Annotated in this window: 18 protein-coding genes; 6 read left to right on the forward strand and 12 right to left on the reverse strand. The window is 65.9% G+C overall.

Features of this window, described 5'->3' with window-relative positions; genetic code table 11:
* Position 1: 1 nt before the first annotated feature.
* A complete protein-coding gene (locus CSR00_RS17625) occupies positions 2–1153 on the forward strand; it encodes an acyl-CoA dehydrogenase family protein (RefSeq protein ID WP_099023718.1) in 1152 nt (383 codons plus the stop codon).
* Between the two features lie 91 nt (positions 1154–1244).
* Here CSR00_RS17625 and CSR00_RS17630 read toward each other — a convergent pair whose 3' ends face one another.
* Both CSR00_RS17630 and CSR00_RS17635 read right to left on the reverse strand, forming a co-directional pair.
* Complete coding sequence (locus tag CSR00_RS17630; RefSeq protein WP_099023719.1) at positions 1245–1592, reverse strand: DUF1801 domain-containing protein; 348 nt, start codon at positions 1590–1592, stop codon at positions 1245–1247.
* 46 nt (positions 1593–1638) lie between these two features.
* Positions 1639–1875 (reverse strand): hypothetical protein, encoded by a 237-nt coding sequence (locus CSR00_RS17635; RefSeq protein WP_099023720.1) that lies wholly within the window; start codon positions 1873–1875, stop codon positions 1639–1641.
* Between the two features lie 59 nt (positions 1876–1934).
* Between CSR00_RS17635 and CSR00_RS17640 the strand changes: the two genes are divergently transcribed.
* Positions 1935–2573 (forward strand): TetR/AcrR family transcriptional regulator, encoded by a 639-nt coding sequence (locus CSR00_RS17640; protein ID WP_099023721.1) that lies wholly within the window; start codon positions 1935–1937, stop codon positions 2571–2573.
* Positions 2574–2630: 57 nt separating this feature from the next.
* Here CSR00_RS17640 and CSR00_RS17645 read toward each other — a convergent pair whose 3' ends face one another.
* The 9 genes from CSR00_RS17645 to CSR00_RS17690 all read right to left on the reverse strand — a co-directional run bounded on the left by CSR00_RS17645 (position 2631) and on the right by CSR00_RS17690 (position 7625).
* Complete coding sequence (locus tag CSR00_RS17645) at positions 2631–3116, reverse strand: SRPBCC family protein (RefSeq protein ID WP_099023722.1); 486 nt, start codon at positions 3114–3116, stop codon at positions 2631–2633.
* Between the two features lie 27 nt (positions 3117–3143).
* The gene (locus CSR00_RS17650) at positions 3144–3716 is read right to left on the reverse strand and encodes a pyridoxamine 5'-phosphate oxidase family protein (protein WP_245906183.1); all 573 of its coding nucleotides are present in this window, start codon (positions 3714–3716) and stop codon (positions 3144–3146) included.
* Positions 3717–3770: 54 nt separating this feature from the next.
* Entirely contained in the window at positions 3771–4193 is a 423-nt protein-coding gene (gene arr, locus CSR00_RS17655; protein ID WP_099023723.1) for an NAD(+)--rifampin ADP-ribosyltransferase, read from the reverse strand.
* 480 nt (positions 4194–4673) lie between these two features.
* On the reverse strand, positions 4674–5057 hold the full coding sequence (locus CSR00_RS17665) for a VOC family protein (protein ID WP_099023724.1): 384 nt from the start codon (positions 5055–5057) through the stop codon (positions 4674–4676).
* A complete protein-coding gene (locus CSR00_RS31300) occupies positions 5054–5341 on the reverse strand; it encodes an ArsR/SmtB family transcription factor (RefSeq protein ID WP_245906185.1) in 288 nt (95 codons plus the stop codon). The genes CSR00_RS17665 and CSR00_RS31300 overlap by 4 nt, the downstream gene beginning before the upstream one ends.
* 204 nt (positions 5342–5545) lie before the next feature.
* Entirely contained in the window at positions 5546–5983 is a 438-nt protein-coding gene (locus CSR00_RS17675) for a hypothetical protein (protein ID WP_099023725.1), read from the reverse strand.
* 36 nt (positions 5984–6019) lie between these two features.
* Entirely contained in the window at positions 6020–6730 is a 711-nt protein-coding gene (locus CSR00_RS17680) for a hypothetical protein (RefSeq protein ID WP_099023726.1), read from the reverse strand.
* Positions 6727–7194 (reverse strand): hypothetical protein, encoded by a 468-nt coding sequence (locus tag CSR00_RS17685; protein WP_099023727.1) that lies wholly within the window; start codon positions 7192–7194, stop codon positions 6727–6729. The genes CSR00_RS17680 and CSR00_RS17685 overlap by 4 nt, the downstream gene beginning before the upstream one ends.
* On the reverse strand, positions 7191–7625 hold the full coding sequence (locus CSR00_RS17690; protein WP_218014512.1) for a MarR family winged helix-turn-helix transcriptional regulator: 435 nt from the start codon (positions 7623–7625) through the stop codon (positions 7191–7193). The genes CSR00_RS17685 and CSR00_RS17690 overlap by 4 nt, the downstream gene beginning before the upstream one ends.
* Positions 7626–7796: 171 nt before the next feature.
* Between CSR00_RS17690 and CSR00_RS17695 the strand changes: the two genes are divergently transcribed.
* From CSR00_RS17695 to CSR00_RS17710, 4 genes are read left to right on the forward strand one after another with little or no spacing between them, the layout of a single operon-like run.
* On the forward strand, positions 7797–8207 hold the full coding sequence (locus tag CSR00_RS17695) for a nuclear transport factor 2 family protein (RefSeq protein WP_099023729.1): 411 nt from the start codon (positions 7797–7799) through the stop codon (positions 8205–8207).
* A gap of 28 nt (positions 8208–8235) precedes the next feature.
* On the forward strand, positions 8236–8463 hold the full coding sequence (locus tag CSR00_RS17700) for a hypothetical protein (RefSeq protein ID WP_099023730.1): 228 nt from the start codon (positions 8236–8238) through the stop codon (positions 8461–8463).
* Between the two features lie 40 nt (positions 8464–8503).
* Positions 8504–8872, forward strand: a complete 369-nt coding sequence (locus tag CSR00_RS17705) for a hypothetical protein (protein WP_245906187.1) — start codon at positions 8504–8506, stop codon at positions 8870–8872.
* 45 nt (positions 8873–8917) lie between these two features.
* Positions 8918–10300, forward strand: a complete 1383-nt coding sequence (locus CSR00_RS17710; protein WP_245906189.1) for a phenylacetate--CoA ligase family protein — start codon at positions 8918–8920, stop codon at positions 10298–10300.
* Positions 10301–10343: 43 nt separating this feature from the next.
* Here CSR00_RS17710 and CSR00_RS17715 read toward each other — a convergent pair.
* On the reverse strand, positions 10344–11092 hold a 749-nt coding region (locus CSR00_RS17715; RefSeq protein WP_099023732.1), incomplete at its 5' end, for a serine hydrolase.

Consider the following 11092-nt stretch of genomic DNA (forward strand, 5'->3'; position numbering starts at 1 on the left):
AATGCCTGCTACCGATGCTGAGCTGATCGAACGTGCCCGCGCTCTTGCTCCAACCATTCAGGCGCGCGCGGCCGAGACCGCGAGGCTGCGCAAGCCGCACGACGACACGATCAGGGACCTGCTCGACGCGGAGATCCTGCAGATGTGGGTGCCGGAGAAATGGGGCGGTTCGGAGGCCAAATTCTCGACGATCTTCGATGTCGTTCGGCCGATCGCCGCGGCCTGTCCGTCGACCGGCTGGATCACTGCCTTCTACATCCTCCACAACCTGTACATCGCGAAATTCCCCGCCCAGGCGCAGGAAGAGGTCTTCGCGAAGAACGGTTATGCGCTGTTGCCGGCGGCCTCGGCTCCTGACCTGCAAGCGGAACGGGTCGATGGCGGCTGGAAGATCAGCGGCAAGGCCGTCTGGGGTTCGGGCATCATGCACGCCGACTGGGTGATCATCACCGGCAACACGGCGGAGGGGCCGCGCTCGTTCCTGATGCCCGTCAGCGATGTCGAAGTACTCGATACCTGGTATTTCACCGGCATGTCGGGAACCGGCAGCGCCGACTATGTGGCCAGGGATGTGTTCGTGCCCGACCATCGCGCGATTTCGCTGCTGGAATTCTTCGATGGCGAGACCGAGGGATCGAAACTCTATGCCAACCCCTTCTATTCGATCCCCTTCTTCGTCGTCGCGCTGTCCTCGATCATGCCGGTGATTTCGGGAGCGCTGGCCGGTGCGCTCGAGGAGTTTGAGGCGACCACGGAAAAACGCGTGCGCAGCCATGTCGGCACCGTGATCAAGGACCAGCAGCACGCCCACATCACTCTGGGCGGCCTCGAGCTGGCACTGGAGATGGCCGAGGATCTGGCGCGTACCGGCTATGCGCAGTCGGAGGCCATCCTCGCGACGAGGCCCTTCACGATCGACGACCGTGTCGCCACAAAGGGGCGCGTCGCCTATGTGTCCAATCTTTGCCGCGACACGATGAACCACATGATGACCGTTGCCGGTTCGTCGAGCTTTCACAACGACAAGCGGATCCAGCGGCACTGGCGCGACATCAACACCGTGTGCTCGCACGCCTTCTGGGATTGGGACATCACCCGCGAGTTGATCGGACGGCATCAGCTGGGACTGGACCTCAATACCCCGCTGGTCTGACCGGGGGCATCCTGGGCTCGCCGGACGTACGGCCGATGGGTCGCGACCGGTCACAGCGCCGACGGTGGGATCGCGGGGCGCGACGCACACCTCAGCGCGAGTCGGCGTTGAGTGCTGCCGCCTGCCGGACGAGTTCCTGGAAAGCAGCGGTGTCGAGGGCGGCCCCCTCGTGCAGGTCGATCGCGCGCCAGGACTTGCCACCGAACCCGTTGTTGAACACCCCGCACGGGTCCGGCAACTGTGCGCCCCTGGGGAAGGTCAGCTTCACCTTCTGTTTGTGCGCGTTGCCGACGGCGATGATGCCGTCTTTTTCCCACACCGGGCTGCCCATCCATTTCCAGGTCTCCTCGATGCCGTCGACGGCATCGAGGATCAGCCCGCGGACCCGGGCGAGCAGCTCTCCTCGCCAGTCGGCGAGGCTGGCGAGGAGGTTGTCGATTTCGGTGGTTCCCGCCTCGCGGGTGGGCTTCGGCTACTCGGCCATGTCAATCCTCCGGTAGGGCGGCGAAGTCACGCTTGACCCTGCGATACCAGCCCATTCCGGAGATCGGGCGCCTCCAGCGCGCCTTCATCGCGGCCAGGGCATCGGAATGAGTCGGGTCCCCGTGCGCGACGGCATCGCGCAGATGACGGTCCTGCGCGTTGATGACGTCGTCGGCTGTCGCACCGCGGTGCGCATGATCACAGGGCCCGCCCAGTTGCTGGCAGGTCATCGTCTTCATCGGATGCCACTTCCCATCGTGAACTGGAACTCTCAAATTGAGAGCGGTACTCTCAAAATGTGCCTCGCAAGTCACCGAGTGTCAAGCCTTCCGACGGACAGGCGCGTACCCGCCTTGCCCGCCGGGCCGTCATCGATGCCGCTGCCGCACTCTTTGTCGACCATGGCTACGCGGCAACGACGGTCGCCGAGGTGAGCGAGCGAGCCGATGTGCCTCCGGCAACGGTGTACCGGCTCTTTCAGTCGAAGTTGGGGATCCTCAAGGCATGGCTCGACGTCGCGATCGGCGGCGATGACGCTCCGGTGGCAGTGACGGAGCGGCCCCAGGTTGCCAACCTGCTCGCCGAGGGTGATCCGGTACGTCTGATCACCGGGTTCGCCGACCTGGCCGTGGCGATCAACGGCCGGAGCAATAACGTCTATCGAATCCTGGCCGGCGCCGCTGAGGCCGACTCCGACGCGGCAGGCCTGTTTCGTGACATCCAGCGGCAGCGCGCCACCGGGCAGCGTCAGCTCACCCGGGCGCTCGCGCGCCTGGGCGCCCTGCGCGCCGGGCTGGCCGAACCTGACGCGGCGGATATCGTCTACGCCATCATGTCGCCCGAGACGTATCGTCTGCTCGTCGTCGACCGCCGCTGGAGCCCGCGGCGCTACCGCAGCTGGCTTGACATGACGCTGCGCCAGCAGCTGCTCGGGTAGTCCTCTCGCCTCCGGACCGGCCAGGGCGGGGCCTGCGACGACCAGCCCAAGGAGGGCTCAGGTGGTGATCAGGTCGTCGATCTGGTTGATCGCCGATGAGGTGCCCTCGATGACACCCATGTCGAGCACCTGCTGCAGGCCTTCGGCGGTCTCGTAGGTGCTGAGGTAGGTCGCGCGGGTGCCGCCGCCGTGCTCGGCGAAGGTGTAGACGTTGGTGCAGACCGGCATCTCGGGGTTGGGGTTAAGGTCCTGGTCGGCGAAGCCGTCGATGAACGAGAAGCTGTTCGGCTCGTCGACGGTGGTGATCCGCCAGTATCCGGCGTGCTTGTCGCCCTCGGGGCCGGTCATGTAGTACGTCACGAGCCCGCCGGGGGTGAGGTCGTGGCCGATCACGGCCGCCGGGTAGCTGGGTGGTCCCCAGATCTTTTCCAGCTGACGCGGGTCGGCGTAGACCTGCCAGATCCGCGCCACGGGTGCGGCGAAGTCGGCGGTGATGGTCAGGGTGAGGTTGTCGATGTCCTGTTTGACGTCGATCACGGGCATGGGTGTCAGTCCTTTTCGGTCGTGCCGTTAACTCTGGTTCCGCTGGGCGAGCTCGGCGAGGAATGTGGGCAGTCGGCCTGCGCCGTAGTCGTAGAACCGCGCCCACCTGGGTGTGATGGCGATGCGGGCCATCCGGTCGTACATCTGCCGGCAGTTCCGTTCGAACTCGGCTGCCGCCTCGGTGCCCATGGACTTGCGCGCGGCGGCGAGGTATTCCTCGACCACGCCGTCGACGATCGTGATGGCCGCTCGCCCCCGTACGGACAGGGCTCGTGCTTCTCCGGGAGTGTCGCCGCGATCGATGGCCAGTGCGACGTCGGGGCGGGCCGACAGTGCGCTGACCTTGGGTGCCGTCTCCGCGGTGGAGATGATGAACTGTTCGCCGGTCCAATAGAAGCCGACGGGGACCACCCGTGGTGTTCCGTCGCGGCCGGTGTAGGCCAGGTGCGCTTCCGAGGTGGCGTCGAGCAGTTCCTTCGCGCCCGTGAGGGCCAGTTCCTTGGCGATCTGGTGTTGTTCGATGACACTCCTCCTTGGCTCGGGATTGTCGTGGTCTGGTCGGTCATGTCTGTACCGACCGGCGGCGAGGCGAAACCTCATCGCCACCCCTTGAGAATCGAGGGAACGGACCGTTCCCACCCCGGGAACCCGATGTCAATTGATGATCACGCCACGGTCGCTTGAGAGCAGCGCCGCCAGCCGTTCCCGCCACGTCTGTATCTGCTCGGGAGTCAGTCGTGTCCACTCGGTGATCTCGCCGAGGATCCGCAAGGGGGCGCTGCTGCGGTAGGACCGGGTGGGGTTGCCGGGGAACTTCTTGTCAGTCACGTTCGGGTCGTTCTCGAATGCCCCGGTCGGCTCCACCCGATAGACCCTCGGAACGGCTGCGTCCGTCGCCAGTTCTGCGGCGATCTCCGCCGCGAGGCCGGCTCCATCGACGAGTGCAGTGAAGTAGATGTGGTTCATCACGATCTCGGGACGGTAGTTCGATGGACGGCCCGCGGTGAGGAACTCACCGACGGTCATGTCCGCGATCGTGCCGTGGAAGAACGGCCCCTCATCAAGCGGTCCGGACACCTGGAATCCTCCTGCCGAGCTGGTGGGACGCGCAAGTATGCAGTACCACCCGGGCCTTGCCACAAGCCCCCGGCCCTGCCTTATCCTGAAGGTGGAAAGGGTGCCCTCGGCACTCTTTGCCTCACCCTCGCGTGACGCAGTCCAGACCGTGGAAACCCCTTGGGCTGCTCGGTGATCCGCCCCGGCGACGGGTCTGCGGGAACCGATATCGCCCAGCGGCTTTCACGGTCCTGCCGTTTCCGTTGCCGGTGAGTCGGTCGCGCTGGTCGTGTGACGGCGCGGTGATCGCCCCGAGGGGCAGGAGGGTCAGGTCTGGCAGTCCACGGCGGTCCAGGATCGGGCAGCGCGCCCGGCATGCGACGGCCCTTCAACCCCGACGCGTATCGGTTGGTCATGTTCGACCAGCGTGGCTGCGGGCGCAGCACCACGGCATTCGCGACGCGGGAATACCCGAGCGCCGACACCGACCAGGGGCAGCGGCTAACCCGCCTGGATCTGAATGAGATTGCCGCAGGTGTCGTCGAACACCGCGGTGGTCACCGGGCCCATCGACGCAGGCTCCTGGGTGAAACGTACTCCGAGCGAACGCAACCGCTCGTACTCATGGTGGACATCGTCGACAGTGAAGGCGGTGTAGGGGATTCCGTCGGTGACGAGCGCCTCCTTGAACGGTTTGGCGGCGGGATGCTCGTCGGGTTCGAGCACGAGTTCCGTACCGTCAGGGTTCTCCGGAGATACCACCGTGATCCATCGGAACTGTCCCATCGGTACGTCGTGTTTCGGGGCAAAGCCCAGGATCTCGGTATAGAAGCGCAATGCCTTGTCCTGATCGTCGACCAGCACACTGGCCAGGTTGATCTTCATGTCGGTCCTTCCTGGTCCGATATCGGCCACCGCCGCACGATCTGTCTTAGCGGTGTGGTGTCGACGTAGTGGAACTTGTATCGACCGTCGCGACGGGTCCTGAGGAGACCGGCGGACTCGAGCATGTCGAGGTGTTGCGAGGTGGATTGTCGCGACGACCCGATGCCGTGCCTAGTGGCGAGGCGGGCACAGATTTCGAACAACGTCTGGCCATCCCGCTCGGTCAGTTCGTCCAGGATCGCGCGGCGCGTGGGGTCCGCCAAGGCCTTGAACACGTCACCCACCCGTCCGAACAATAGGCAAGTAACCACCTGCCTGTCAATCCCCGGCTGGGCTTGGATGCGCCGCTCGTTGTCAGGAATCGGTAGAGGAGATGCAGCGCCTCGCGAGACGAAGTCCGGGGCAGCCGCTGTGAGACAACGCCGAAAGACCCGGGTCATCGACACGCATTGAACAGCACTGTTCACGATTTCGTGGGGACCGGAGAACTAATCCGCTTGGTTCACAGGTCCCGGAACGCCCCGCGCGCTCACCGTCACGGCGGCAACGGTTTCAGCGATCGCGAAGACGAAATGCAGCACGGTGGTCAGCCAGCCCACCCATACGACGTCGCCGATGACGAAGAGGTCCCGGAACACGATGTTGGCCGTGCCCAATAGCAGGTGCGTCGCGCTGGCCGCCACGTGCCAGGACCGGTCGGGCACCCGCAGCGACGCGTGGAACAGCAAGGCGGCGAGGATGACCGCCAGCCCGTGCGCCTCGATGAACCCGATGGCCGACGACGGTGCGCCGCCGACGATCGTCGCGGCCGCCCCCGTCCGGCAGCATGCAGCCGGGACGTCCAGCACCGCCAGGCCGAGGAGACCGAACCCACCCAGGAAGATCGCGTTGATACGAAGCAGGCGCTGGCGAAGCCTGGCGTGCATTGCGGTCCCATCCACGTCGTGCCGGCCACACCGACGTCAGCCGGTCGGTAGGTCGTAGACCAGCTCCAGCGCGAAGCGGCCGGTCATGGCGCCGTCCGAGGTGAAGCTCCGCAGCCAGCTCAGCTCGCGAAAATGTCCTGAGATGCCGGCGAAATCACCGGTTCCGCCGATGATCTGACCCGTACCGTCGGGATTGGGTCCGTCTGTGGTGACGAAGTAGTAGGGCTCACCGTCGGCCTGGAACTCCCGCACGCCGGTGAGCGCGGGAATGACCACTTCGCGGGCGAACTTGCTGCCGTCCTCGATCTCGTACATGAAGATGGTTCCCCGGCCCGGCAGGGTCAGTGTCCACGACGTGTACATCCGCATCCTCCCCCGCATGACCGAGGAGTCCGCGGTGACCTCTTCCTGTTCCACGGCGAATCCCACGATCTCGTCGTCGGCGTTGCGCACCTTCGTCACCAACGCCATCCCGCTGCTCAGGCTGTCGGCGTCGAACGTGGCGATGTCGTCGGGAAACGGCGGCACCGGCTTGTTGCCGTCGTGGGTGATGGCAACGATGTCCCCGGGCTCCTCGAGGTAGAACGTCTCCAAGGTCTTTCCCTCGGGAGTCTCGGTCAGCCGGGGTGCCGTGGCTCTGATGTCCGGGCCGGAGAACGGGCGGAAGATCGACCAACCCAGGGCGACGGCGGCGCCCAGCACGAAACCGATCACGAGGATCAGGGTTGCCTTCGCAGTGCGCTTCATCGGACCGCTCCGTTCGCCTCGCGGTGGGGCTCACCGAGTCGTTGCGAGGTGCGCGCAACCGGCCTGAGCGAGACGAAGTAGCCGATCATCACGAGGTAGACAGCCATGATCAGCAGGCTGAACCACCATGGGAAGACGTCGAAATACACCGTGCTCCCGGTTGTCAGGAAGAACAGGTGTCCGGGCAGACTCGCGGTGATGTAGCCGGTGATGACCCAGTAACCGACCCGGCGCGGCGCCGTCGCCAGGTCGTAGGCGGCGAACACGGTTTTCCTGCGGGCGATCAGGGCCACCGAGCAGAACAGCATCAGCGCGAAGAGGCAGAGATCGACCGGCCAGCTGATGATCTCGGCGACGTCGGAGCTGCCGGTGAGCAGATGGCGCGACGCGTTGATCAGGTGGATGACGAAGCCGGCGGTCATCAACATCGGGACGAACGTCTCGACTTTCCAGGTGCTTCTCATTGCGGTTCCTCCTCGTCCCGGGTTTGGGCGTCGGCGCCGAGCGAATTGAGCACGGCCGCAATACGTTCCATTACCGGTCCGGGTAGCTCGGCGGCTGTCGCGATGGCCATGTCGACACGCTCGGCGCTGGTCGCGTCGATCAGGTCGCGGCCGGCGTCGGACAACGTCAGGGTGCGGCTGCGCCGGTCTCCGGGGTCCTCGGCGCGCAGCACCAGCCCCTGATCGACCAGTTTCGACACCGCTCGGCTGGCCGCCACCAGCGCGACGTCCAGACGCTTGGCGATATCGCCCACCCGCAACGTGCCGTGCTGGTCGATCAGGTGCAGCGCGGCCAACTCGACGACACTGAGCTGCTGATCCTTGAGCGAGCGCGACAACCCCACGATCAGCGAGGTGAACATCGCCCGCATGAACTCTTCGAGGCTGTTCACCGGTCGGTCCGCATCCATAGGTGATTACCATAATGAAATAGTTTCGATAGCGCAATGATTGCTCAGGTGAAATTAGTGGGACCTCTCGCCGCGTGCGGCCCGCGCCGGAGTTCGCCGCTGGCGTAAGGAAGCGCGTCCGCGTGGCGGGTCTGACACGATGCGCAGGTGGATATGGACCAGGCCCGCGTGTCCGCCCTTGCCGATGCCGAGCGCAGATTGCAGGCCGCCCAACTGACTTCCGATGTGGTCGCCCTGGAGGAGCTCATCGACGAGAGGGCCGTCTTCACCGGTCCCGACGGCAACCTCTACAGCCGCGACGATGACATGCGAGTTCATCGCAGCGGACACCAGAAGATGCGCCGCGTCGATGAAGAGGAACTGCGAATCGAGACGTTCGGTGACGACGTTGGGGCGACGTTCTTCCTCGGCACCCTGGAGGGGACCGTCGGCGGTACCGCGTTCACCGCCCGGATGCGCTACACCAGGGCCTGGAAGCGCGAGGGCACACGGTGGCGGATCGTTGCCGCGCACGCGTCCTTCATTACCGACAATGTCCCGCCCATCGGGGACAACCGAAGATAGCCATGTGGGCGGACTTGCGCTCGGTCACATGATCGTCTCGAGCGTATCCCTGATTTCCGTCTGTTATCCCGATACGACGATTCACTACCCGTCCGTCGGCATCATCAACGGCATGCTGAAACTACCGGCCTGTTTCACCCCGGGCCGGCGCCGGGGCAAGGGGCTGGAGGAGACCACCGAATCTCTCCAGGAGGTCATCGTCGATCAGAGGCTGGCCGAGCCCGTGACACGCAACAAGGCCGTCGCGAAGATCTAGCGAGGGCTCCCGATACGGCTGAACGGAGAGGAGGCCGACCGTGCTCCCGAAAGACGCACAAGTCATCTCGGTCGACGACCACGTCATCGAGCACCTCAGGGTGTGGCTGGACAGGTTACCGTCGAAATACGTCAATGCTGCTCCCCGGATCGAGACGCTGCCCGACGGCAACGACACCCGGATCTACGAGGGCAGGCCGGCCGGGAACTTCGCCCTCAACGCGGTCGCCGGAAAGCCGCGGCGTGATTTCGGCATGGACCCCCGCAGCTACGGTGGCATGCGGACCGGATGCCACGACATCGACGCCCGCATCAAGTGTGTGGGCGCAGATGTGGACGTTCCCGACGACGAGGCCAGGCTGATCGTCGAGGGCAACGCGCGGCGGATCTTCAACTTTCCACGGTGCTAGGGGAGCGAACCAATGCGACGCATGTTTTCTCGCCGACAGGTGGGAGTGGCCGGCACGAGGGTTCGCCTGGCGACGATCGCATGGGAGGCATGGCGCTTCCGGCGCGGTGACGAGATGATCTCCCGCCGCCAGCGGGCCCGCTTGCAGGCGCTGGTCCGGTATGCCCGAACGGCGTCACCGTACTACCGCCACCTGTACCGAGATGTCCCGCCGGGGCAGGTCGCTCCGGAGTCGCTCCCCGTCACGTCCAAGCGTGAGCTGATGACGCACTTCGACGACTGGGTGACCGATCCGGACATCACCATCGAGTCGCTACGGCGTGACTTCCTGTCCGACGATTCCCTTCTGGGAGCCCGCTATCTGGGCCGCTACCACGTCGCGACGACCTCGGGGACCAGCGGAGAACCGGCCATCCTGATCCACGACGACCCGTCGTGGGCGGTGTTCCAGTTCGTGGGCCGCCGCGGCGAGTGGCGGTTCGTCCGGCGACCGGCGCTGCTGTGCGGGGTGCTGCGGCGCGGGCTGCGGGTGGCGGCACTGTTCGTCACCGGCGGGCACGTCGGTGCCTCCGCCGCGCTGGAGGCCACCCGCCGCCGCAGCACCTTCCTGGCCGACCACGTGCGCGTGTTCTCGGTGCTGCGGCCCCTGCCCGATCTGGTGCGCGACATCAACGCGTTTCGGCCGACGGCCCTGGAGGGATACCCCAGCGCGCTGGCGCTACTGGCCGGCGAACAACGAGCGGGCCGGCTGGCGATACAACCCCTGCTGGCGATCACCGCGGGTGAGCAGTTGACCACGGAGCAACGCGCCGACATCGAGTCGACGTTCGGCTGCTCGGTGGAGAACCGCTATGCCTCGGCCGAATTCCCCGGCCTGTCAATGGAATGCGGGTACGGGCAGTTCCACGTCAACAGCGACTGGTATCTGATCGAACCGGTCGACGAGAACAACCGGCCCGTCGCGCCGGGCGTCGTCTCCCACAGCGTTCTGGTCACCAACCTGGCCAACCGGGTGCAGCCACTGATCCGCTATGACCTCGGCGACCGCGTGAAACTGGCTGCCACCGCGTGCGCGTGCGGGAATCGGCTGCCGGCGATCACCGTGGAGGGCCGCACCAGCGACCTCCTCTCCTTCGACGCGGCGGACGGGTCGGTGGTCACGGTGTTGCCGCTGGCCCTGGTGGAGGTGATCGAGGAAACCCCGGGGGTGCATCGATGTCAGGCCATCCGCACCGATCCGAGGACCTTGCGGGTGCGACTGGAGATGTCGTCGGAGGTGGATTCGGCGCAGGTCTGGCGCGCCCTCGACGAGCGCCTGCAGGCGTTCTTCGCCGCACAGGGGGCCGCGCCCGTTGTGGTGGAGCATGCGGCCGAACCGCCGGCCCGTGACCCCAACAGCGGGAAGTACCGCCAGGTGTGGCAGCGATGACGGCCGACGAACCACGGAAGAAACGGGCGGGCAGGCGCGCCGTTCAGATTCGGCCGCCCGGGAACATCGTCTCGACGGCCTCGGTGATGGTGTCGCGCGCCGCGGCGGCGTCCACGGGTTGCAGGGAGCTGATGGCCATCACATAGCGGCGGTCCGGTCCGATCGCGCCGGTCGACACGTGCAACTGATTGGCGCCGTTCCAGCAGCAGAACCACCCCTGTTTCACGGCGACCGGCTCCGCGTAGAGCCCGTCGGGGATGCCGAACCGCTGCGGGTACCCGTCGGTTCCGGTCGGCGTGTAGTGCGCCAGGTTGCTCATGATCACGTTGGCCTGTTGGGGCGGCAGCCCTCCGCTGCCGTTCAACAGCTTGTCGTAGTAGCGGACGAGATCGCTTGCGGTGCTCTGCGTGACGTCCCAGTGCCCGTTGTAGGGCGCCGTGGTGCCGGTCAGTCCGTACCGTGCGACCACGCGTGTGATGATGGCGTTTCCGCCGTCACGATCCCAGAAGTTCTGGGCCGCGCTGTCATCGGAGGAGCGCAGCATGAGGTCGAGCGACTCGCGGTCGGCGGGTGTCAGTGTCGTCTCGCCCTTCGACGCCCGCAGCAACAGGTCATCGGCGATGAACAGCTTGGCCACGGAGGCGATCGGGAAGGGGCGGTCGGTGCCGTTGGAGACGGTCTGGCCGGTGTTGCGGTCCAGCACGACCACCTCGATATCAGCCCCGGCGGCCGCCGGGGCTGATATCGAGGTGGTCGTGCTGGACCGCAACACCGGCCAGACCGTCTCCAACG

The organism is Mycolicibacterium palauense (genome assembly GCF_002592005.1).
Lineage (GTDB): Bacteria > Actinomycetota > Actinomycetes > Mycobacteriales > Mycobacteriaceae > Mycobacterium > Mycobacterium palauense.